The sequence below is a fragment of the Patulibacter ginsengiterrae genome (assembly GCF_056269115.1).
In genome coordinates this window covers 170,882-191,272 of record NZ_JBWDOG010000007.1, presented here as the reverse complement: position 1 = coordinate 191,272, position 20,391 = coordinate 170,882, and the positions used below count along the sequence as shown (strand labels likewise).

21 protein-coding genes and 1 tRNA gene are annotated in these 20,391 nt (G+C 74.0%); 9 read left to right on the top strand and 13 right to left on the bottom strand.

The window, feature by feature from the left end:
* Genes ACVUH9_RS12380 through ACVUH9_RS12370 form a run of 3 tightly spaced genes read left to right on the top strand, consistent with a single transcriptional unit; the run spans position 1 to position 2,860 of the window.
* Entirely contained in the window at positions 1-1,047 is a 1,047-nt protein-coding gene (locus ACVUH9_RS12380) for an LLM class flavin-dependent oxidoreductase (protein WP_475757312.1), read from the top strand.
* Between the two features lie 56 nt (positions 1,048-1,103).
* Positions 1,104-2,126 (top strand): ABC transporter ATP-binding protein, encoded by a 1,023-nt coding sequence (locus ACVUH9_RS12375; protein ID WP_475757310.1) that lies wholly within the window; start codon positions 1,104-1,106, stop codon positions 2,124-2,126.
* On the top strand, positions 2,123-2,860 hold the full coding sequence (locus ACVUH9_RS12370; protein WP_475757308.1) for an ABC transporter permease: 738 nt from the start codon (positions 2,123-2,125) through the stop codon (positions 2,858-2,860). The genes ACVUH9_RS12375 and ACVUH9_RS12370 overlap by 4 nt, the downstream gene beginning before the upstream one ends.
* 24 nt (positions 2,861-2,884) lie before the next feature.
* Here ACVUH9_RS12370 and ACVUH9_RS12365 read toward each other — a convergent pair whose 3' ends face one another.
* The 3 genes from ACVUH9_RS12365 to pdxH all read right to left on the bottom strand — a co-directional run bounded on the left by ACVUH9_RS12365 (position 2,885) and on the right by pdxH (position 5,120).
* Positions 2,885-3,640 (bottom strand): anti-sigma factor, encoded by a 756-nt coding sequence (locus tag ACVUH9_RS12365; RefSeq protein WP_475757306.1) that lies wholly within the window; start codon positions 3,638-3,640, stop codon positions 2,885-2,887.
* Positions 3,637-4,224, bottom strand: coding sequence for an RNA polymerase sigma factor (locus ACVUH9_RS12360; protein ID WP_475757305.1), 588 nt, complete (start codon positions 4,222-4,224; stop codon positions 3,637-3,639). The genes ACVUH9_RS12365 and ACVUH9_RS12360 overlap by 4 nt, the downstream gene beginning before the upstream one ends.
* A gap of 257 nt (positions 4,225-4,481) precedes the next feature.
* Positions 4,482-5,120, bottom strand: a complete 639-nt coding sequence (gene pdxH, locus ACVUH9_RS12355) for a pyridoxamine 5'-phosphate oxidase (RefSeq protein WP_475757303.1) — start codon at positions 5,118-5,120, stop codon at positions 4,482-4,484.
* Positions 5,121-5,309: 189 nt separating this feature from the next.
* On the opposite strand from pdxH, the gene ACVUH9_RS12350 reads away from it, so the two are divergent.
* Positions 5,310-6,389, top strand: coding sequence for a class I SAM-dependent methyltransferase (locus ACVUH9_RS12350; protein WP_475757301.1), 1,080 nt, complete (start codon positions 5,310-5,312; stop codon positions 6,387-6,389).
* Positions 6,390-6,465: 76 nt separating this feature from the next.
* Here the strand turns inward: ACVUH9_RS12350 and ACVUH9_RS12345 are convergent, their stop codons facing one another.
* Complete coding sequence (locus ACVUH9_RS12345; protein ID WP_475757299.1) at positions 6,466-7,599, bottom strand: AfsR/SARP family transcriptional regulator; 1,134 nt, start codon at positions 7,597-7,599, stop codon at positions 6,466-6,468.
* 114 nt (positions 7,600-7,713) lie between these two features.
* On the opposite strand from ACVUH9_RS12345, the gene ACVUH9_RS12340 reads away from it, so the two are divergent.
* Positions 7,714-8,073 (top strand): nuclear transport factor 2 family protein, encoded by a 360-nt coding sequence (locus tag ACVUH9_RS12340; RefSeq protein ID WP_475757297.1) that lies wholly within the window; start codon positions 7,714-7,716, stop codon positions 8,071-8,073.
* 103 nt (positions 8,074-8,176) lie between these two features.
* Here ACVUH9_RS12340 and ACVUH9_RS12335 read toward each other — a convergent pair whose 3' ends face one another.
* From ACVUH9_RS12335 to ACVUH9_RS12320, 4 genes are all read right to left on the bottom strand, one after another.
* The gene (locus tag ACVUH9_RS12335; protein WP_475757295.1) at positions 8,177-8,848 is read right to left on the bottom strand and encodes a response regulator; all 672 of its coding nucleotides are present in this window, start codon (positions 8,846-8,848) and stop codon (positions 8,177-8,179) included.
* Positions 8,848-10,209 (bottom strand): sensor histidine kinase, encoded by a 1,362-nt coding sequence (locus tag ACVUH9_RS12330; protein ID WP_475757293.1) that lies wholly within the window; start codon positions 10,207-10,209, stop codon positions 8,848-8,850. Before ACVUH9_RS12330 ends, ACVUH9_RS12335 begins: the two co-directional genes overlap by 1 nt.
* Entirely contained in the window at positions 10,196-11,155 is a 960-nt protein-coding gene (locus tag ACVUH9_RS12325) for an oxidoreductase (RefSeq protein ID WP_475757291.1), read from the bottom strand. Before ACVUH9_RS12325 ends, ACVUH9_RS12330 begins: the two co-directional genes overlap by 14 nt.
* Positions 11,156-11,217: 62 nt before the next feature.
* Positions 11,218-12,267 carry a glycosyltransferase family 2 protein gene (locus ACVUH9_RS12320; protein ID WP_475757289.1) on the bottom strand — a complete coding sequence of 350 codons (1,050 nt, stop codon included), beginning with the start codon at positions 12,265-12,267 and terminating at the stop codon, positions 11,218-11,220.
* A 24-nt stretch (positions 12,268-12,291) separates the two neighbouring features.
* Between ACVUH9_RS12320 and ACVUH9_RS12315 the strand changes: the two genes are divergently transcribed.
* A complete protein-coding gene (locus tag ACVUH9_RS12315) occupies positions 12,292-12,816 on the top strand; it encodes a dTDP-4-dehydrorhamnose 3,5-epimerase family protein (RefSeq protein WP_475757287.1) in 525 nt (174 codons plus the stop codon).
* A 196-nt stretch (positions 12,817-13,012) separates the two neighbouring features.
* Here ACVUH9_RS12315 and ACVUH9_RS12310 read toward each other — a convergent pair whose 3' ends face one another.
* A complete protein-coding gene (locus tag ACVUH9_RS12310; RefSeq protein WP_475757286.1) occupies positions 13,013-13,201 on the bottom strand; it encodes a hypothetical protein in 189 nt (62 codons plus the stop codon).
* Positions 13,202-13,498: 297 nt separating this feature from the next.
* Positions 13,499-13,774 (bottom strand): GlsB/YeaQ/YmgE family stress response membrane protein, encoded by a 276-nt coding sequence (locus ACVUH9_RS12305; protein WP_475757284.1) that lies wholly within the window; start codon positions 13,772-13,774, stop codon positions 13,499-13,501.
* Between the two features lie 43 nt (positions 13,775-13,817).
* Between ACVUH9_RS12305 and ACVUH9_RS12300 the strand changes: the two genes are divergently transcribed.
* Positions 13,818-13,890: transfer RNA gene (locus ACVUH9_RS12300), tRNA-Thr, on the top strand.
* Positions 13,891-14,374: 484 nt separating this feature from the next.
* Here ACVUH9_RS12300 and ACVUH9_RS12295 read toward each other — a convergent pair.
* The gene (locus ACVUH9_RS12295; protein ID WP_475757282.1) at positions 14,375-16,714 is read right to left on the bottom strand and encodes a DUF7933 domain-containing protein; all 2,340 of its coding nucleotides are present in this window, start codon (positions 16,712-16,714) and stop codon (positions 14,375-14,377) included.
* A 175-nt stretch (positions 16,715-16,889) separates the two neighbouring features.
* On the opposite strand from ACVUH9_RS12295, the gene ACVUH9_RS12290 reads away from it, so the two are divergent.
* Together ACVUH9_RS12290 and ACVUH9_RS12285 are read left to right on the top strand one after the other, a co-directional pair.
* A complete protein-coding gene (locus tag ACVUH9_RS12290) occupies positions 16,890-17,459 on the top strand; it encodes an HNH endonuclease (RefSeq protein WP_475757280.1) in 570 nt (189 codons plus the stop codon).
* Between the two features lie 211 nt (positions 17,460-17,670).
* On the top strand, positions 17,671-18,081 hold the full coding sequence (locus ACVUH9_RS12285; RefSeq protein WP_475757278.1) for an RNA-binding S4 domain-containing protein: 411 nt from the start codon (positions 17,671-17,673) through the stop codon (positions 18,079-18,081).
* A gap of 88 nt (positions 18,082-18,169) precedes the next feature.
* On the opposite strand, the gene ACVUH9_RS12280 is transcribed toward ACVUH9_RS12285, so the two are convergent.
* A complete protein-coding gene (locus ACVUH9_RS12280) occupies positions 18,170-18,733 on the bottom strand; it encodes a TetR/AcrR family transcriptional regulator (protein WP_475757277.1) in 564 nt (187 codons plus the stop codon).
* Positions 18,730-20,307 (bottom strand): MFS transporter, encoded by a 1,578-nt coding sequence (locus ACVUH9_RS12275; RefSeq protein ID WP_475757275.1) that lies wholly within the window; start codon positions 20,305-20,307, stop codon positions 18,730-18,732. Before ACVUH9_RS12275 ends, ACVUH9_RS12280 begins: the two co-directional genes overlap by 4 nt.
* Between the last annotated feature and the right edge of the window lie 84 nt (positions 20,308-20,391).

The window sequence follows — 20,391 nt, the reverse complement described above, 5'->3', positions numbered from 1 at the left end:
ATGCGAGAGGTGAGCGATGTAGCCCTGTCCGTCCTCGATCTCGCCCCCGTCGTCGCCGGCTCGACGCCCGGCGAGGCCCTCAGCCGGTCGACCGATCTCGCGCAGCACGTCGAGCGGCTCGGCTACTCGCGGGTGTGGGTCGCCGAGCACCACAACATGCCGGGGATCGCCAGCTCCTCGCCGCCGGTCCTGATCGCGCACCTCGCTGCGGCGACCGAGCGGATCCGGCTCGGCTCCGGCGGCGTGATGCTGCCCAACCACGCACCGCTGGTCGTCGCCGAGCAGTTCGGGATGCTCGAGGCCCTCCACCCCGGCCGGATCGACCTCGGCCTCGGCCGCGCCCCGGGGACCGACCAACTGACCGCCGCTGCGCTCCGTCGCTCGGCCGATCCGGTCGCCGCCGAGGACGACTTCCCCGACCAGCTCGCCGAGCTGCGCGGCTTCCTCCGCGGCGACCTCCCCCGCGAGCACCCGCTGCACCGGATCCGGGCCGTCCCCAACAACGGCCACGAGATGCCGATCTGGCTGCTCGGGTCGTCGGGCTATAGCGCCCAGCTGGCGGGCGAGCTCGGACTGCCGTTCTCGTTCGCCCACCACTTCAGCGCCCGCAACACCGAGCCGGCGGTCCGGCTCTACCGCGCCGGGTTCAAGCCGTCCGAGGCGCTGGCCCGACCGTACGTGATGCTCGGCGTGGCGATCGTCTGCGCCGAGGACGACGAGCGCGCGCACTACCTGAACGGCCCCAGCGGCCTCCAGTTCCTGCGCCTGCGCCAGGGCAATCCGGGCCTGCTGCCGACGCCGGAGGAGGCCGCGATCGCGCTCGAGGACCCGTCCGCCCAGACCTTCCTCGAGTCGCGGGCCGCGTCCCAGATCGTCGGCGGGCCGGACACCGTCCGGCGCGGGATCGAGGAGCTGCTCGCCCGCACCAACGCCGACGAGCTGATGATCACGACGATGGTCCACGACCACGCCGACCGCCGCCGCTCCTACGAGCTGGTCGCCGAGATCATGGACCTGCCGGTGCGCGAGGCCGCCTCGACGGCCTAGCATCCGGGACCGATCGCCACTTCCGGGCGGCCCCGTCCGCGCGTAGGCTGGCTTGCATGCGCAGTGCAGATATCCGCCTGGCGGGCCTGACCAAGTCGTTCCGGACGCCGCAGGGCCCCGTCCACGCCGTCCGCGGCGTCGACATCGCGATCGCTCCCGGGGAGACGGTCGCCCTGCTCGGCCCCAACGGCGCCGGCAAGTCGACCACGATCGAGATGCTGCTCGGCCTGACCGAGCCCGACCGGGGCACCGCGTCGGTCTTCGGCCGAACCCCGACCGCGGCGATCGACGCCGGCCTGGTCGGCGCGATGCTCCAGACCGGGGCGCTCTTGCGGAACGTCCACGTCCGCGAGCTGGTCGCGGTGGTCGCCTCGCTCTACCCCGCGCCGCTGGACGTCGACGAGGTCCTCGCCCTGACCGGGCTGAGCGAGATCGCCCAGCACTGGACGCACAAGCTCTCCGGCGGGCAGGTCCAGCGGGTCCGGTTCGCGATCGCGCTGGTCAGCAACCCCGACCTGCTGGTCCTCGACGAGCCGACGGTCGCGATGGACGTCGAGGGCCGCCGTGCCTTCTGGACGACGATGCGCGCGTTCGCCGCCCGCGGCAAGACGATCGTCTTCGCCACCCACTACCTCGAGGAGGCGGACGAGTTCGCCGACCGGGTCGTGCTGATGGCCCGCGGCCAGATCGTCGCCGACGGACCGACCACCCAGGTCAAGGCGATGGTCGGCTCGCGCACGATCCGCACCACGCTGCCCGACGTGGACCTCGACCCGCTCGGCGGGCTCGCCGGGGTCGTCGCCGCCGACCGCCACGGCGACGCCGTGATCCTGACCTGCTCCGACTCCGACGCCACGATCCGCGCGCTGCTCGCGGCCTACCCGGACGCCCGTGACATCGAGATCAACGCCGCCGGCCTCGAGCAGGCCTTCCTCCAGCTGACCGGCGACCCTGACCTCGACCTCGGTCCCGGAGCCGGTCCGCCCGACGGTGCCCGGCCCGCACCTGCCTCGCTGCCGCCCGGCCGTCCCCCCGCCACCGACGCCACCCGCCCGACCATCTCCGAGGAGTCCCGATGAGCTCGTTCGCCTACACCCGCTTCGAGGTCGTCCGCACGATCCGCAACAAGCGCTTCCTGTTCTTCGCCCTCGGCTTCCCGCTCATCTTCTACTTCCTGATCGCCGGGGCCAACCAGGACGAGGCGAACTTCGGGGACAGCGGTCTCTCGGCGCCGCTCTACTACATGGTCGGCATGGCGGCCTTCGGGACGATGATGGCGATGGTCTCGTCCGGAGCCCGGATCGCCGCCGAGCGGGCCGTCGGCTGGAACCGCCAGCTGCGGATCACCCCGCTGAAGGCGAGCACCTACCTGCGCTCGAAGGTCGCGACCGGCTACATGATGGCGCTGCTGACGATCGTCGTGCTCTACCTCGCGGGCACGAGCCTCGGCGTCCGGCTGCCCGCCGACCGCTGGCTGGCGATGACCGGTCTGCTCCTCGTCGGCCTGATCCCGTTCGCCGCCCTGGGGATCCTCGTCGGGCACCTCCTGACCCCCGACTCGATCGGCCCGGCGATGGGCGGCGGGATCTCGCTGCTCGCCTTCCTCGGGGGCGTCTGGTTCCCGCTCGGCAACAGCGGTCTGCTCTACGAGGTCGGCCGCGAGCTGCCCTCCTACTGGCTCGTCCAGGCCGGCCACATCGGCATCGGCGGCGACGCCTGGGGCGTCCACGGCTGGATCGTCATGGGCGCCTGGACCGTGATCCTGTCCGTCCTCGCGGCGCGCGCCTACCGGCAGGACACCGACCGCCCGTAGCGGTCGCCCCTCCGGCGCACGACGCTAGATCGGGGCCTGGAGGACCGGGTTGCGGGTCGGGGCCGGAGAGCCCCCGGCCGGCTCGGAGGTCACCAGCACGTTGTCGACCTTGTCCAGCGCCTGCGGGATCTCGGCGCTCGCGTTACCGCTCGCGTCGACGTCGAACAGGACCTTGGTCGGACGCGGCGCGCCCGTGCCGGTCTGGAGCCAGACCTGGTACTGACGGCCGGCACCGGCCGCGGGGAAGCCCGAGACCTCGAGCGTCGCTCCCGGCTTGCCGGCGGTCATGACCATCTCCGCCGTTCCCTTGGGCGCGGCCGAGCGCACGACCTGCGCCTGGACGGTGGTCCGGTCCGGCGACGAGGAACCGCCGTCGCCAAGCACGCTGATCCCGACCACGACGGCCACGATCACCGCGGCCAGCGCAGCGATCCGGGCGGGGTGGCGGAAGGCGGAGGCGAACGCGCTCCGGCGGGCCTCCTCCGGCGGAGCCGGAGGCAGGTCGGCCTCGGCCGGCGACGAGGTCGGCTGGGCGGCAGCGAACAGCGACGCCTCCTCCCGCACGCGGGCCATGATCGCGTCCTTCATCACCGGGCCGGGGCGGGCCGCCGGCGGAGCGTCCAGCAGCGCCACCCGGACCGGGGCCAGCGACTCGAACTCCTGGCGGCAGCTCTCGCAGGCCACCAGGTGCGCCTGGACGGCCTGCTCCTCCGCAGGCACGCAGGAGCCGAGCACGTAGGGGCCGAGCAGGCTCCCGAGCTCCGGGTCACGGCAGGTCATGACGTTCCTCCGGCCGACAGCACGCCTCGCATCTTCGCCAGCCCCCGGTTCATTCGCGCCTTCACGGTGCCCAACGGCAGCGCGAGCATCTCGGCGATCTCGCTGTGGGAGTAGCCGGAGTAGAAGGACAACTCGATCACCCGTCGCTGGTCGTCCGAGAGCTCGTCGAGCAGCAGCCGGGTCTCGCCCGCTGCCGTCTGCCGCAGCGCGGCCGTCTCGGTGTTGTCGCTCGCCGGAGCCGGATGGCGTTCGGCGAGCGCCTCGTCCTGGACCTCACGCTGCTTCGTCCGCGTCGCCCGCCGGAGGTGGTCGATCGCGCGGTTGCGGACGACCGCGAGCAGCCACGAGCGGGCGTTGCCCAGCTTCTGGTCGTAGCGGCCCGCGGAGCGCCAGATCGCGAGGAACGCCTCCTGGCAGACGTCGTCGGCCGGCTGCCGGCTCCCGACGATCCGGTACGCCAGCGCGTACGCCGAAGACACGTGCCGGTCGTAGAAGGCCTCGAACGCATCCGGGTCCATCCCCGCGATGAGCTCCATCAGGGCGGCGTCCGGCAGCGTGACCAAGTGGTCGGAGGGCGGCGCCATCGTGTACCGCACCCTACCCGCCGTCTGGGTCCCGGAATCCCCGGACGGACCTCGATGCTGTCGCTGGGTCCCCGGATCGCCCTCGGCCACGACGATCGCGCCGCGCACCGGAACCAGGGACGCACGTGATCCGTGGCGTGCGAACCCGGAAGACCGGTCGGAAGACGTCCTCACGGTGCTGCTCCCTCGGTGGTTGCCGCTCACCCCCTAGAACGGCGGCGGCCACCGAACGGATGCACCGTTCCCGCGCGGCGGGACTACGGCTGGAGCCGCTCCAGCTCCCAGCCGGCGTCCTGACGGCGGTACGCGAACCGGTCGTGGAGGCGGTCGGGTCGTCCCTGCCACAGCTCGACCTCGTCGGGGACCAGGCGGTAGCCGCCCCAGTGCGGCGGCAGCGGAACGTCGTCGCCGAACTGCTCCTGGGCCCGGGCCATCCGCGCCTCGAGCGCGGCGCGGTTCTCGATCGGCGAGCTCTGGTGCGAGGCCCAGGCCCCGTGACGGCTGCCGAGCGGACGGGTCGCGAAGTACGCCTCGCTCTCGGCGCGGTGGATCTCCTCACAGCGCCCGACGAACCGGATCTGGCGGTGGATCGGCAGCCAGTTGAGGCAGACCGCCGCGTGTGGGTTCTGCCGCAGCTCGTGGGCCTTGCGCGAACCGAGGTTGGTGAAGAAGGTGAGGCCGCGGGGGTCGAGGTCCTTGAGCAGGACCATCCGGACCGACGGGTGCCCGTGCTCGTCGGCCGTCGCCAGCGCCATCGCGTTGACCTCGGTCTCGCCCTCGAGCGCGTCACGGGCCTCGGCGACCCAGAGCGCGGCCTGGACCAGCGGATCGGGATCGAGGTCGTCCCGGTCGAGCGGCGTTCCGTCGTAGCTGCGGCGCAGATCCCCCAGTCCCATCGGCGGATCGTCGCAGGTCGGCCCGGGAACGCCGCTCGTCGGCGCTCACCGTCGGCGCGGGCCGGCCGAGGCCGAGCCGATCGCGCCGAGCTCCCCGACCGCGAGCCCCGGGGCGAGCAGCGCCCGCGCGCAGCCCGTTTTGACGCCGACGTGACGGGCGGCTGACGGCGGCGGGGCAGGCTCCCCGCTATGTCTACCACCGCTGACTCCACCCCTGTCGATCCTGAGCGCCTGGAGGCGTTCATGGGCCAGTTCGTCGCCGACATGGGCGCGACCGCGGCCGGTGCCAGCGTGATCGTGGGCGATCGCCTCGGCCTCTACCGGGCGCTCGCCGACGTCGGGCCGGCGACCGCCAAGCGGGTCGCGAACCAGGCCGGCTGCGACCCCCGCTACGTCCGCGAATGGCTGTCCGGCCAGGCCGCCGGCGGCTACGTGACCTACGACCCCGCCGCCGGCACCTTCTCCCTCACCCCGGAGCAGGCCGCCTGCCTGGTCGACGAGGACAGCCCGACGAACATCCTCGGCGGCTACGAGATCGCCGGGGCCCTATACCGGGACATCGACCGGATCGTCGACGCGTTCCGGACCGGCGACGGCGTCGGCTGGCACGAGCACGACCACGCGCTCTTCCACGGCACCGAGCGGTTCTTCCGCGCGTCGTACCTCGGCAGCCTGGTGACCGAGTGGATCCCGGCGCTCGAAGGCGTCGAGCAGAAGCTGCGCGCCGGCGCCTCCGTCGCCGACGTCGGCTGCGGCCACGGGGCCTCGACGATCCTGCTGGCCCGCGCGTTCCCGAAGTCGACCTTCGTCGGCTTCGACTACCACCAGGCCTCGATCGAGGCTGCCACCGCGGCCGCCAAGCGGGCCGGAGTCGACGATCGCGTCCGCTTCGAGGCCGCCTCGGCGTCCGCCTTCCCCGGCACGGGCTATGACCTCGTCGCGATGTTCGACTGCCTGCACGACATGGGCGACCCGGTCGGCGCCGCCCGCCACGTCCGCGAGACGATCGACGACGACGGCACCTGGATGGTCGTCGAGCCGATGGCCGGCGACCACCTCGAGGACAACCTCAACCCGGTCGGGCGGATCTACTACAGCGCCTCGACCTTCGTCTGCACCCCCGCCTCGCGCGCGCAGGAGGTCGGCCTCGCGCTCGGCGCCCAGGCCGGTCCCGCGCGGATGCTCGGGGTCCTGACCGAGGGCGGCTTCAGCCGGGTCCGGCAGGCGACGGAGACCCCGTTCAACATGGTCCTGGAGGCCCGGCCGTAGCGACGCCCGAGAAGGCCGTGGTCCGGCGCGATCGGGAACGTCCCACGGGGTGCCGCCGGCGGTCAGCCGGCCGCCGTCAGCCCGGATCGCCCGGACCGGCCCCGGCCAGCTCGAGCTCGGCCAGCGCCCGCCGGGTCGCCTCGTGGGCGACGCCCGGCATCCAGATCGGCCCGGAGTGCCACTCGGCGTAGCGGAGGTGCGCGTGGGCGACGGCCACGTGGTCGCCGCTCGCCAGCAACCGGCGGAGGACGGGCTCGAACAGCTCGGCCGTCCGCTGGTGGCGCCCCGCGCAGGCCTCGACCTCGGCCCGGGTCAACCCCAGCTCCGGATCGTCGGGCCGCAACGCGATCGCCTCCTCCAGGTAGCCCGCCGCGGCGTCGAGCGCGCCCAGCGCGCGAGCGTCGCCAGCGGCGCGGACGAGCGCGGCCACGGCCGCTGACTCGCCGGCATGGCGGAGCCGGTGGGCCGTCTCCGCCGTTCGCTCGGGATCCGAGCCGGGACCGTCGGCGAGCTCTCCGTCGCCGGTCCGCAGCTCGTTGGCCAACCGCCGCGTCAGGCCCGACGGCAACGTCCGCAGCTCGTGCGACAGCCGTTCCCGGAACCGCTCGTAGGCCGCCAGCGCACCGACCCGATCGCCCCCGTCCGCGAGCCGCCGCATCAGCAGCCGGAGCGCGTCCTCGCTGAACGACTCGGCGGCCAGCGCCCGGCGCGCCCACTCGATCGCCCGCTCGTGATCCCCGGCGACGGCCGCCCGGTCGGACAGCAGCCGCAGCTGCGCGCCGAGCCGGGTGGCGTGGGCGTCCCGCGCCTCGATCGCCCAGTCGTCCTCGATCCCGGCCAGCAGGTCCCCGCGGCAGAGCGCCACCGCCTGCTCCGGCCGCCCGGCGGCGACGGCCGCGTCGAAGGCGGCGACGTCGACCCAGACCTCGGCGGCGGGATCGAGCCCGAGCTGGTCGCGGGTGGCGACCAGCACGTCGCCGCCTTGCCCGAGCGCCCGCCTCAGGGCCCACAGCGCGCTGCGCATGCTCGCGCGGGCACTGTGATCGAGCACGTCGGGCCAGAACCGTGCCGCGACCTCACCGCGCGGATGCGGTCCCGGGTGCAGCGCCAGGAAGCCGAGCAGTGCCCAGGCTCGCCGGCTGACCGGCGGCGACACCTGACGGCCGTCCAGCTCGGCCGCGAGCTGACCAAGCACCCGGACGCGGAGCACGCACCGAGCGTACGCCCGGGCCGTACGCCCGCCCCGGTTGACGGGCGAGTGACGGTCGCTTGACGGGCCTCGTCGATGCTTCGGACGAACGAACGACCCTGGGGAGGAACCCACATGAGCACCACGACCGGATTCGGACTGCCGGCGTTCGTCGCCGCGGTCGAGGCCCGTGACGCGGACGCGCAGATCGCCCTGTTCGCCGACGACGCCGAGATCTCCAGCGCCGACCACGAGCATCCGCCCAGCTCCCCGCAGGTCATGCGCGGGCGCCAGGAGATCGCGAGCTTCGTGCGCGACGTCTGCGAGCGCGACATGACCCACCACGTGACCGATGCCCTCCTCACCAACGACCGGCTGGCGTACGAGCTGGACTGCGCCTACCCCGACGGCACCCACGTCAAGTGCCAGGCGATCGCCCGGCTGAAGGACGGACAGATCACCTCCGAGAGCATCGTCCAGACCTGGGACCACTGACGGACCCAGCACCGACCCGATCCGGACCGCCCAGCGCAGGGCGAGGCGGCCCCGGGGCGGTGTCGCGGCCCTCCGGACGAACCCTGGCCCGGAGGGCCGCCCCTCAGCCGGCGTCCGTCTCGCCCGGGCGCACGATCCCGTGCTCGTAGGCCCAGACCACGGCCTGGACCCGGTCGCGGACGCCGAGCTTGCGCAGCACGTTGGAGACGTGCGTCTTGACCGTCGCCTCGGTCAGGACCAGGCGCTCGGCGATCTCGAGGTTCGAGAGCGCCGCCGCGATCAGCCGCAGGACCTCCCGCTCGCGCTGGGTCAGGGTGGCCGCGACGGCGCCGTCGGTGACCGTCGCGGGCGCAAGGTCGCCCCCGAAGCGGGCCAGCAGCCGGCGCGTGATCCGCGGGGCCAGCAGCGCGTCCCCGCCGGCCACCACGCGGACCGCGTCGACGAGGTCGGCCGGCCGCGTGTCCTTGAGCAGGAAGCCCGACGCCCCTGCCCGCAGCGCCGCGTAGACGTACTCGTCGAGGTCGAAGGTCGTCAGCACCACGACCTTGCCGGCGTCGGCCGCGACGATCCGGCGCGTCGCCTCGATCCCGTCGACCTCGCCCATCCGGATGTCCATCAGGACCACGTCGGGGCGCTTCAGGCGCGCGGCCTCGGCTCCCTCGGCGCCGTCGCTCGCCTCGCCGACGACCTCGATGTCGCCGGCCGCTTCGAGGATCATCCGGAACCCGGAGCGCAGCAGCTCCTGGTCGTCGACGAGCAGCACGCGAATCGCCATCAGCGACCATCGTGACGGGTCAGCGGTACGTGCACCGCCACGACCGTACCGCCGACCGGCCCCGGATCGACGGCGATCGTGCCGCCGAGCGCCGCGACCCGCTCGCGCATCCCGACCAGGCCGTGCCCGCCGCGCCGGGTCGGGTCGAGCGGATCGCCGACGTCGCGCGAGCCCTCGAGGCCGACGCCGTCGTCGCTGACGCGCAGCTCGACCACCTGCTCCGCGACGAGCACCGAGACCTCGACCGCGGTCGCCTGCGCATGGCGCAGCACGTTGGTGATCGCCTCCTGCGCGACCCGCAGCAGCGAGACGTCGATCAGCGGCGGGATCGTGTCGAGGTCGCCCTCGACCACCAGCCGGCCGTCGATCCCGGCCGCGCGGACCTGCTCCAGCACGGCGGGCAGCCGGCCCAGTCCCCGCTGGGCCTGGCGGTCGGCGCCCGCGACCTCGTCGTCGCGTCCCCGCATCGCCTGCAGCATCACCCGCAGCTCCCCCATCGCCGAGCGGCCGGTCTCCTCGACCGCCCGCAGCGCCTCGCGGGCGCGGCCCGGATCGGCCTCCCAGATCGCGTCCGCGGCCGCCGCCTGGACGACCATCACCGCGACGTTGTGGCTGACCAGGTCGTGGAGGTCGCGGGCGATCCGGGTCCGCTCCTCGGCGACCGCCCGGTCCGCTTCGACGTCGCGCTCGTGCTCGAGCCGGCGCGCGCGCTCGACGAGCGCGTCGGCGTACTGCCGGCGGACGAGCAGCGCGTAGCCGATCAGCCACGCGGCGACGACCGTGATCGCCGGCAGCCCGACGCCGAGGACGACGGACTGGGTCCGGTTCGTCGCGAAGACGTCGCCGATCAGGAGCTCGACCAGCACCAGCAGCGCGATCACGGCGACCGCCGCCAGGCCCGAGTCGCGCGGACGTGCGGTCGCCGCGACCGCCGCCAGCGGCAGCAGCGGCACCCCGATCAGCAGCAGGAAGATCGCGCCCTCGTCCTGCAGCGGACCGCTGAGGACGACCGCCGCCGACGCCAGCAGCGTGACCCAGGGCCACCGGAACCGCAGGCCGATCGCCGCCGTCGTCGTGACGCCGGCGAAGAGCCACCAGACCGCCGAGCCGTCACCGGCCGAGGCGGCCCCGAGCACGCCGAGCAGGGCCGCGAACGCGGCCGGGGCCCAGGTCCAGAGCGCGACCAGCCAGCGCGGCGACGCCGGAGGGGCGGGTGCTGGATCCGGCTGGCTCGCGGTCGGCGGCTCCCCGGCCGCCACCGTCGCCGCGGTCGCCGCAGCCGTCGGTGGCGCGGTCGCCGGTCGCGCAGCCGTCGGTCGCGCGCCGGCCGCGGCCTGCTCGTGGGCCTCAGGCAGCCGCACGCGAGGCGGCCACCGGCAGGCCGTACGAGACGCCGGTCAGCTCCTCCGAGACGTCCCACAGCCGGCGGGCGACGTCGGCGTCCTGGCCCGCGCGGGAGGAGGAGACGACGCCGACCGGGCCGCGCGTCTGCTGCAGGCGGGTCGGCCCGACGAACGCCCCGCCGGGAACCTCGGGAGCGGTCGCGGCGTACAGCGACGGCAGCGCACCGAACGAGTCCTTGGTCGCGATCAGGAGGTTGCCGAGCTGGCCCCCGAGCGCGTTGAGCTTGGCGCCGATGCCGCCGCCGAGGCTGGGGCCGGCGGTCTGGAGGTGCGTCGACGAGTAGCCGGGGTGAGCGGCGATGCTGCGCAGCGGCAGCCCGGCGGCGTCGGCCCGGCGCTGGAGCTCGCGGGCGAACAGCAGGTTCGCCAGCTTCGCCTGGCCGTAGGCGGACCAGGGGCCGTAGCGGCGGGTCCGCTGGAGGTCGTCGAAGTCGATCTTGCCGATCCGGTGCGCCACGCTGCTGACGGTCACGACCCGCGGGGCGGGCGCGGCCTTGAGCCGGTCCAGCAGCAGGCCCGTCAGCGCGAAGTGGCCGAGGTGGTTGGTGCCGAACTGCAGCTCGAAGCCGTCGGCGGTCAGCCGCGGCGGGGTCGCCATCACACCGGCGTTGTTGATCAGCAGGTCGAGCGGCTGCCCGTCCTCCTCGATGCCCTCCGCGAAGGCCCGGACCGAGGCCAGGTCGGCGAGGTCGAGCGCGCGCACCTCCAGCTCGGCGCCGGGAGCCTCGGCCGTGATCGTGCGGACCGCCTCCGCCCCGCGCCCGGCGTCGCGGCAGGCGAGGGTCACCCGGGCGCCGGCGCGAGCCAGGCCGAGGGCGGTCTGCAGACCGAGCCCGCTGTTGGCGCCGGTGACGACCGCGCGCCGGCCACTCAGGTTGGGCATGTCGTTCGTGCTCCAGGCCATGCGGGCAGCCTAGACGGTCGTTTCCCTGCAATCGGTGATCTCGCCCCCAGGCTGCCGGCCTGCTACTCGCCGGTACGCCTCGACCCGCTGCGCCCCCGCCCGACGGCGAGCAGCGGGACGGCGAGCCTGCGGACGGCGCCGCGCAGGCGCCACCAGCCGCCGGCGTAGATCGTGTGGAGCATCGCGCGGTGACGCTCCGCCTCCGCGGCGACCTCGACGAGCCGGCGGGCATCGGTCTCCGACCGGGAACGCTGCTCGGCGAGCTGGCCGTGCAGATCGTCGAGCTGGCCCCGAAGCGCGACGTTCTCGGCGCGCACGGCCTCCACCTGTGCTTCGAGGTGCTCCACGTTCCACGCCTGCTGCTCCAGCAGCAGCGCGTCCCGAACGCCGCGCGTGCGCCGCAGCTCACGGCGCAGCGACGGCAGCTCCTCCGCGTCGCCGATCCGCTCGAGCCACGCTGCGTTCTGCAGCACGCGCAGCGGCCACGCCTGCGTTCGCCCCGTGGCGCGGAAGTGGAGAACCGTCGGCTCGTCGACCATCGCCGGGCGGGCGCCGGCGTGGAGCGCCCGCTTCCACAGGTCCCAGTCGGCGGCCCGCTCGATCGCGTCGTCCCAGCCGCCCACGGCACGCAGCAGCTCGGTGCGGACCGCGACCGACGCCATCACGTTCGTGTTGCTCCGTTGGAGCCCGCTCCGGAAGTAGGGCACGCTCCAGTCGCTGCCGAACCACTCGAGGCGATCGTCGGGTGCGACGATCACCGCCGCGGTCGTCACCACGTCGACGTCGCCGAGCTCCCACCGCTCCTCGAGCCGCTGGACGTGGTCGGGCAGCAGCAGGTCGTCGTCGGCGAGCCACGCGATCACGTCGCCCGTGGCATGGGCCAGAGCGACGTTGCGATGCCCGTAGGCGTAGCCGGTCCCCTTCTCCAGCTCCACGACCATGATCCGGTCGTCGCCGAGGGCGCGCAGCGCGTCCGCCGTGCCGTCGGTGCAGCCGTCGCAGGTGACGACGATCTGCTCCGGCACCCGCGTCTGCCCCAGGACGCTCTGGACCGCGAGGACGACCGTCTCCCGCCGGTCGTGGGTCGGGATCGCGATGGTGAAGGTCGGCATCGCAACGCACGCTACTGTGCGTCGATGCCGCGACTACAGGACACGCAGACCGTCGATCCGGCCACGGGCCAGCCGATCCGGGCCCTTCCCCACGGCATGGTCGTTCGGCCCCTGGTGACGCATGCGGACGAGCGCGGCACCGTGACCGAGCTCTACGACCCCCGTTGGGGCGTGAACCCCGACCCGATGGTCTTCTCGTACATGTTCACGATCCGTCCCGGAGCCGCGAAGGGCTGGGGCGTCCACCGCCTCCACGAAGACCGCTACGCGTTCCTCAGCGGCACCCTGGAACTGGCGTTCTACGACGAGCGGGAGGACTCGCCGACCCACGGCCAGGAATCGCGGCTGTTCCTCCACGAGCACGAGCGGTCGCTGCTCGTGATCCCGCGGGGCGTGTGGCACGCCGAGCGCAACGTGGGCAACGTCGACGTCGCCGTCGTGAACTTCCCGACCATCCAGTACCAGCACGAGCAGCCGGACAAGTACCGCCTGCCGCTCGACACCGACGAGATCCCGGTGACGCTCGGACCGGGCTGGGCGGGCTGGTAGCCGCTCGGGTCCCGCAGCACTTGCGGTGATGGGCCGCTCGGGTGTGGGCCGCTCGAGCGATGGGCCGCTCGGAGGTGGGCCGCTCGGAGGTGGGCCGCTCGGAGGTGGGCCGCTCGGAGGTGGGCCCTGCTTCGGCGCCGCAGGGGGCGCGCCATCGGCGTGGCGGCCCGTCGGCCCCTGACCGTTGGCCCGCCCGTCAGGAGGGCAGGAGGCTCGACTCGGCGGGCATGATCACGATCTCGTCCTCCACCTCCGGCCAGCAGGCGGCGAGCTCGCGGACGACCCGTGCGGCGTCGTCGAAGCTCGTGCTGCGGACCAGCGGTCGCCCGGACACGAGGTCCTCGACCGCGTAGCGGGGGCTCGTCGAACGGTCTCCCTGTTCCATCTCTGCACCCTATGCCCGTCCCCCGGGGGTGCCGCAAGGCCCGCGGCGCGTGCGCCCACCGGTCGGGTGGGGCGTTCGGGGGTGGTGCGGGGTTCGCAGGGGGCCGTTCGCGGGGTGCGGGGCCTCGGGGTGCGGGGCGCTCGCGAGGGGGGCGAGACGGCCGCGACTGATGCAGATTGACGTTCACGGGCAACGCCAATCCGCAACAGGCCCCTCCCCTAGCGGACTGATGCGGGTTGACCGCCGTATAGGCGACAAATCCGCATCAGTCGCCGGCAGGCCCACGCCCACCGCGGCTCAGCGGCGGCGGGGCTGCGCGCCGCGTCCGCCGACGGCCTGGAGCAGCAGCAGGAGGAGGACCGCGCCGAGCACGGCGATCGCCCAGGTCCCGAGGTCGAAGAAGGTGCCGAGCTCACCGACACCGGCGGCGGAGGCGATCGCACCGCCGATCAGCGCGCCGAGGATCCCCACCGCCGTCGTGGCCAGGCACCCGAGCCCGGCGCCTCCGGGCACGATCGCCCGGGCGATCCCTCCGGCCAGCAACCCCAAGACGATCCACGCGACGATGCCCATGGGCTTACGTTATCGCCCCGGTCTCGCTATTCTCTCCAACCGCGCCGCCATAGCTCAGCTGGTAGAGCACGTCCTTCGTAAGGATGGGGTCATCGGTTCGAGTCCGATTGGCGGCTTTGGGTAGTCCCCAACAGGGGATTCGCGGTTCAGGCGTCTCGGCCTCCGGGGCGCCTGAACTCGTTTTTGGGGCGTTCTCGGGGCGATGTGCTTCAAACGTTCTGGTGGTCACCCCCAGGTCCGCGAACGGGGTGAAGCCGCCGAGGCCCCGATACGGTCGAACGATCGTCCACTCCGAGGCTCGCGCGGCGGCGAGCAGGGCAACGCCGTCGGCGGCCGCACGCCACGTGAGCCCCGACTCGGGATCGCTCGTGGCCGCGCCGAGAGTCAGAGCGTTGGGGCAGCTCGAACGATCTCAGCGGTCGTGCGAGCAGGACGGTGCGGCCCCGATCGCGTCGAGCTCGACCCAGCTGCTCGCCCCGGCGATCGTCAGGGTTCTCGGGAACGACCGGCGGTGTGGGGGAAGGGCGCGGTGCGTACGGACCCGGGCCCCGGACCGGCCCGACGAGGTTTCCCCCGCCGGGCCGATGCGGCGGTTCGGGCTCAGCCCACCACGCCGCCGGCGCGCGAGGGCGCCTGCCGGATCCGGATCGACCTCGAGGCCGCCACCGAATCGGCGCCGTTCGCCGTGCCCGACGTGCGCAGCACGGCCGTACCCGGCCGGTTCAGCGCCCGCGCGACGTAGGAGCGCGTCAGTGACTGCCCCGGCCGCAGGGTCGCGACCGTCCAGCACCGCTGCCCGCGGGACAGCGTCGCCCGCGGCGTCGCCGACACGAAGCGCAGTCCCGCCGGCACCCGCTCGCAGACGCGCACGTCGTGCAGCGTCGCCGTCCCGCGGTTCGCGATCGTCAACCGGACCACCGTCGACTGCCCGGGCCGCAGGCGCGGGCGAACGACCTGCTTGGTGACGCGCAGGCGTCCCTCTCCAACCGGCGCGGGCGCGGGCGGAAGCAGCCGCGGGGCCGGGAGCGGCAGCACCGTCGGCGGAAGCAGCTCCCCGACCGGCGGCACGCTCGGCTCGACCCGTGGGCTGCTGACCGTCAGCCGCCCGACTCCCTCGCTCGTCTGTCCGAGCGCATCGGCGTAGCGGGCACGGACGGGGTGGTCGCCGGCGGGCAGCGCGCCCGGCGCCGCCTCGCAACGGAAGCCGCTCGCCGCGTCGCCGACGATCGTGGTCGGCAGCTCGCGCCAGACCCCGTCGACCTGCACGCTGATCACGCAGGCCTCCGGCCCCGCGCCGGGGTCCGTGACCACGAACGACAGCAGCGCGGCGTCGCGGGCCGGCGGCACCAGCTCGGTCGTCGGCCGACTGACGACCTCGTAGCTGCGGGTGACGCTGGTCGTCCCGCCGAGATCGTCGACCGCGGTGGTGGTGATCGTGTAGACGCCCGGAACGGTCGTCGGCAGGTCACCGCCGTCGAGCAGCGGAACGGTCGACCCGTCCGGCAGCTCGACCGTCGTGGTGCACGAGGCGAGGCCGGCCGGCGCATCGCAGGCGAAGCTCCCGGGAACCGGCTGGTCGATGGTCAGGCGGTCCGGAACCGGCTCGATCGTCGCGGTCGGCGGCGCGAGCACCTCGTAGGTGCGCGTGACCGTCTGCTCCTGCCCGGCCGCGTCGACCACCTTCGCGGTGACCGTGTAGACGCCCGGAGCGGCCGTCGGCAGATCGGCGCCGTCGGCGATCGTGACCGTCGTCCCACCCGGTCCCTCGACCGTCGCGGTGCAGGTCAGCGGCGTCGCCGTCCCGGTGCACCCGAAGTCGATCGCGCTCGTCGCGCCGACCGTCAGCTCGGTCGCCGCTGCCGGCCCCGTGAGCGAGACCGCCGGCGGGTCGTGGAAGCTCACCGTCGCGTCCGCGGTCGGCCGCTCGATGCGGATCGCCCCGACGTTGTCGCGGCCGTTGGCGTAGCTGCCCGTGGTGCTGCTCGTGACGTCGACCGCCACGGTGCAGGCGGTGCCGGCGGCGACGTCGCCGGTGACCCCGACGGTCTCGCCGCCGGCGGTCGCGCTGACCTCCGCCGCCGCCCCCGGGCCGGTGCCCGCGCAGGTCGTGGCGGCGTTCGGCGTCGCCGCGATCCGGAGCCCCACCGGCAGGTCGTCGGTGAACGTCCAGCCGTTGTCGTCGTTGACGGCGTCCCGGCTCGTGACCGTCAGCGTCAGGCGGGAGATCCCACCGACCGGTCGCGCCGGCGGCGAGAACGCCTTGCTCAGCTGGGGGAAGAGCCCGGTGACGAGCCGCAGGTCGATGTTGTCGATGTAGCCGTCGTTGGCCGTCCCGCTGGTCCGGGTACCGGTCAGGCGGATGACCACCTGGGTCGCCGCTGCCGGGATCGGCTGGGTGTCGCCCCGCGGCAGGAAGCCGCTGCGGCCGCGTCGCTCGACGTTGGTGACCGGGTCGAGGACCTGGGTCAGGACCGCGTCCCCGGACGCGTTCCGCCACTCCGCCTCCAGGCCGAGGTGGTCGCCCTGCCCGGCGTAGCCGCCGATGAACGCGCTCAGCAGCGAGGTCGCCGAGCCGCCGGCGACCGCCGACAGGTCGGCGGGCCCGAGCACGATCGTCTGCTCCGTCACCATCGACGCGGTGTTGCCGCCGTAGAACAGCGCGGTCCCGCCGGCGAAGGTCCCGCCACCGATGATGTCGCTGGCCGGGTAGCCCCCGGCCCCGTGCGTCGCCCGGGCGGGCGGCGTCGGCGTCGACCACTCACCGCCGACGGCCGTCTCGGCATCGCCGTTGACGACCAGGTTCGGCCCGATCGACGCGGCGGTCGCCGAGCCGGCAGCGAGGGACAGGCCGACGGCCAGCGCCGCCGCGCCACCCGCGAGCCCCCGGGCGAGGCGTGCATGCCGGCGGCCACGGCCGCCGGCGGAAGTTGGAGTGCGCAAACGCAGATTCCGTTCTGGAACGTTGAAAGGGGGACGTCCCGACGGAGCGCCGGGACGAGCGCCCCCGCGCCTGCGCGCGGGGCCACTCCCCTACCGTCTCCGCGGGCGCCTCCGAGCCCCCCCCCCGCAATTCCCCGTGCACCCCGTCCCCACCCGGCCCTAGCGTGCCCGGGCGATGCTGCGTGAAGTCAAGAGCGTGCGGTTCGAGCGGCGGACGACGCTGCTCGGTCGCCGCTATGCCCTGGTCGACGGCCACGCGACCGCGACCGCCGTCTGGAGCGCCCGCCGGTTCCGGCTCCTCCAGGCCGAGCAGCACAAGCGGCCGGTGCCGCTGCTGCACGAGGCCCCGCGGACCTGGTGGCTGTTCGAGGACCGCGTGTACTGGGAGGACGACGAGCTCGACGACGCCGACGTGCTCGCCCTGATCCGCGAGCGGGAGCGACGTCAGCAGCGCAAGCTCGAGCGGGCTCACGCCGCGCTCGCCGCGACCGACGCACGCCTGAGGGCCGACGGTCGCGGCCCCCGCAGCGCGGCGGGGGGACGGACCGGACGGACGCCGATCCCGCGTGAGGTCCGCCAGGCGGTCTGGGAGCGTGATGGCGGGCGCTGCGTCGACTGCGACGCGAGCTTCGACCTCCAGTACGACCACGTGATCCCGCACGCGCTCGGGGGCGCCGACACCGTCGAGAACCTCCAGATCCTCTGCGCCCCCTGCAACCAGGCCAAGGGCGCGTCGCTCGGCTGACCACGGCGGACCCGGGCGCGCGGTCCGCGGCCGCCGCCTGAGCCCGACCGGCAGCGCCCGACGGACGACGGAGCGGCGGTCCCGCCGGTGCGCCCCACGCCGACGCAGTCGCAAGCACGCTCGGGGACGGCCCCGCCCTGACGGCCCGCCCCGGCCGCCCGAGGACGAACGACCGATCCCCGCCGCGCCCCGGACCTGGCACCATCGGGCGATGGCCGAGCCCGACGAGCGCATGCGCGTGGACGCCTGGATCTGGGTCGTCCGCCTGGTCAAGACCCGTTCGATGGCGGCCGACGCGGCCAAGGGCGGCCGGGTCAGCGTCAACGGCCAGAAGGTCAAGCCGAGCCGCGAGATCCGCCCCGGCGACAAGGTCGAGCTGACCGTCGGCCCGGTCCACTTCATCGTCACCGTCCGCGGGCTCGCGAAGCGCCGGGTCTCGGCCTCGGAGGCGGCGCTGCTCTACGAGGAGACGGCCGAGAGCCGTGCCGAGCGCGAGCGGGTCGCGACCGAGGCCCGGATCCAGCGGCTCGCCGCCCCCTCCTACGAGGACCGCAGCGCCCGCCCGACCAAGCGCGACCGGCGGCGCTTCGAGGCCGCCCGGCGCGAGCAGCGCGGCGACTGACCGCGGACGAGGCGGGTCGCCCGCGCCGCACGTGCTCCCGGCGACCGAACCACGACCGGACGGCGCGGGTGCCGCGGGAGGCCGCGGGCTACCGCTCCCCGACCGCGATCCCCCGCCACAGCAGGTCGATCGCCTCGTCGGCCCACCGCTCCGGATCCAGCTGCCGGCCCCCGACATGGCGGGCGAAGAACGATCCGACGAGCAGCTCCAGCGCCAGCGCCGGATCGAAGTCGGTGCGGACCTCGCCCCGCTCCTGGGCCGCCCGCACCAGCGCGCTCATCCGCTCGCGGTGCGGCCCGACGACCCGCGCCCGGTGCAGCTCGAGCAGCTCGCTGTCGGCGGGCTCGCTGAGCATCGTCCCGAGCACGTCGAGCCCGGCCCGCTCGAACTTGGTCGCGAAGGCGACGAGGAACATCCGCAGCTGGGCGCGCAGGCCGTCGGGCAGGACGACCCCCTCCAGCTCGTCGCCGGAGTGGGCCAGGGCGGCCGTCGCCAGGTCGGCGCTGTTGCGGTAGCGGCGGTAGATCGTCGTCTTCGCGACCCCGGCGCGGGCGGCGACCGCCTCGACGGTCAGCGCCCGCACGCCGCGCTCCCCGAGCAGCTCGTAGGCGGCGCCGAGGATCCGGCCGTCGATCGCGTCGACCTCGCTCACGCCGAGCCGGCGATCACGCCGACGTCCTCGTCCTCGGCCGGGCCGCCCGGCCCGCTGGCGACGAAGTCCTGCTTGCGGACCAGCACGAGCGCACCGATCGCGCCGACCGCCGCGACGATCCCGGTGATGATCAGCAGGGGGTTCATCCCGCCGATGAACGCCTCGTGCGCGACCAGCCGCAGCTGCTCGATCTGGGCCGGCGAGGCGTCGCTCGCCGTCCCGATCACGCCCAGCGCCCGCTCGGTCTGCCCGCCGGTGACCGCCGCCGCCAGCTGATCGGCGTGGGCGGCGGCCGGCGTGCCCGCCACGCCCTGGTCGATCAGGACGCCAACCCGGTGCTGGAAGACGGCCCCGAGCGCGGCGATCCCGCCCGCGATCCCGACCTGGCGGAACGTCGAGTTGATGCCCGACGCCATCCCGCTGCGCTGCGGCTCGACGACGCCGATCGCGGTCGAGGCCAGCGGCGGGTTGACGAAGCCACTGCCGATGCCGGCGACCACGAAGCCGACGATCAGGACCGTCCAGCTGTCGCCCGGCTCGACCCCGTGCATCAGGAACAGCCCGGCGGAGACCAGCCCGAGCCCGCCGCCGAGCAGCAGCCGGATCGGGACCTTGGTCGTCAGGCGGCCGGCGATCGGCCCGACCACCAGCATCAGCGCCGTGATCGGCAGGAACCGCAGGCCGGCCTCCAACGGGCGGTAGCCGAGCACGCCACCCTGGAGGTAGAGCGTCAGGTAGAGGAACATCGCGAACAGCGAGGCCGACATGCAGAAGGCCACCAGCGAGGCGCCGACGAAGGTCGGCTTGCGCAGCAGACGGAGGTCGAAGAGCGGGTTCTGCTTGCGCAGCTCGACGACGACGAAGACCGCCAGCAGCACGACCGACCCGATCAGGCAGCCGAGGATCTGGGCGCTGCCCCAGCCTTCCTTGTTGGCGTCGACGAGCCCGAAGACCAGCAGGAAGAGCGCTGCCGTGAAGAGCGCGGCGCCGAGCCAGTCGACGCCGGCCGGGTGCGGGTCACGCGACTCGGCGACCTTGTCGAGGGTCAGGACGACGGCGAACACGCCGATCGGGATGTTGACGAGGAAGATCGCCTGCCAACCGAAGGCGTCGGTCAGGATCCCGCCGAGCAGCGGCCCGATCGCCACCGCCGCGCCGGTCACCGCGCCCATCACGCCGAAGGCGACGCCGCGGTCCGGCCCGTGGAACGCCTGGGCGATGATCGCCAGCGAGGTCGCGAACATCATCCCGCCGCCGACCCCCTGGACCCCGCGGAGCAGGTTGAGCATCAGCGGGCTCCCGGAGAGGCCGCAGCCGAGCGAGGCGAGCGAGAACAGCACGAGCCCGGCGACGAAGATCCGGCGGCGACCGAACATGTCGGCCAGCGAGCCCGAGACGAGCAGCGACGAGGCCAGCGTCAGCGTGTAGGCGTTGACCACCCACTCGAGGTTCGAGAACGAGGCGTTCAGGTCGGTGGCGATGTCGGGGATCGCCACGTTCACGATCGTCACGTCGATCAGCAACATGAACACCCCCGTCGCGACCGCGATCAGGGTCCACCACTTCCGATCCATGACCGGCCTTCCGTCGGGAAACGCTACGTAGCGTAGCGCTCTGCGGACGCCGTACAAGCAAGCTGGCGCACCGCCGCTCGCGGC

Bases quoted from the DNA above. Each gene is read 5' to 3' on its own strand.
- ACVUH9_RS12370 (WP_475757308.1), top strand. From the start codon at position 2,123: ATGAGCTCGTTCGCCTACACCCGCTTCGAGGTCGTCCGCACGATCCGC.
- ACVUH9_RS12290 (WP_475757280.1), top strand. From the start codon at position 16,890: ATGCTGCGTGAAGTCAAGAGCGTGCGGTTCGAGCGGCGGACGACGCTG.
- ACVUH9_RS12335 (WP_475757295.1), bottom strand. From the start codon at position 8,848: ATGGCGATTCGCGTGCTGCTCGTCGACGACCAGGAGCTGCTGCGCTCC.
- ACVUH9_RS12380 (WP_475757312.1), top strand. From the start codon at position 1: ATGCGAGAGGTGAGCGATGTAGCCCTGTCCGTCCTCGATCTCGCCCCC.
- ACVUH9_RS12360 (WP_475757305.1), bottom strand. From the start codon at position 4,224: ATGGCGCCGCCCTCCGACCACTTGGTCACGCTGCCGGACGCCGCCCTG.
- ACVUH9_RS12305 (WP_475757284.1), bottom strand. From the start codon at position 13,774: ATGGGCATCGTCGCGTGGATCGTCTTGGGGTTGCTGGCCGGAGGGATC.
- ACVUH9_RS12320 (WP_475757289.1), bottom strand. From the start codon at position 12,267: ATGCCGACCTTCACCATCGCGATCCCGACCCACGACCGGCGGGAGACG.
- ACVUH9_RS12275 (WP_475757275.1), bottom strand. From the start codon at position 20,307: ATGGATCGGAAGTGGTGGACCCTGATCGCGGTCGCGACGGGGGTGTTC.
- ACVUH9_RS12375 (WP_475757310.1), top strand. From the start codon at position 1,104: ATGCGCAGTGCAGATATCCGCCTGGCGGGCCTGACCAAGTCGTTCCGG.
- ACVUH9_RS12285 (WP_475757278.1), top strand. From the start codon at position 17,671: ATGGCCGAGCCCGACGAGCGCATGCGCGTGGACGCCTGGATCTGGGTC.
- pdxH (WP_475757303.1), bottom strand. From the start codon at position 5,120: ATGGGACTGGGGGATCTGCGCCGCAGCTACGACGGAACGCCGCTCGAC.
- ACVUH9_RS12310 (WP_475757286.1), bottom strand. From the start codon at position 13,201: ATGGAACAGGGAGACCGTTCGACGAGCCCCCGCTACGCGGTCGAGGAC.
- ACVUH9_RS12340 (WP_475757297.1), top strand. From the start codon at position 7,714: ATGAGCACCACGACCGGATTCGGACTGCCGGCGTTCGTCGCCGCGGTC.
- ACVUH9_RS12315 (WP_475757287.1), top strand. From the start codon at position 12,292: ATGCCGCGACTACAGGACACGCAGACCGTCGATCCGGCCACGGGCCAG.
- ACVUH9_RS12325 (WP_475757291.1), bottom strand. From the start codon at position 11,155: ATGGCCTGGAGCACGAACGACATGCCCAACCTGAGTGGCCGGCGCGCG.
- ACVUH9_RS12365 (WP_475757306.1), bottom strand. From the start codon at position 3,640: ATGACCTGCCGTGACCCGGAGCTCGGGAGCCTGCTCGGCCCCTACGTG.
- ACVUH9_RS12350 (WP_475757301.1), top strand. From the start codon at position 5,310: ATGTCTACCACCGCTGACTCCACCCCTGTCGATCCTGAGCGCCTGGAG.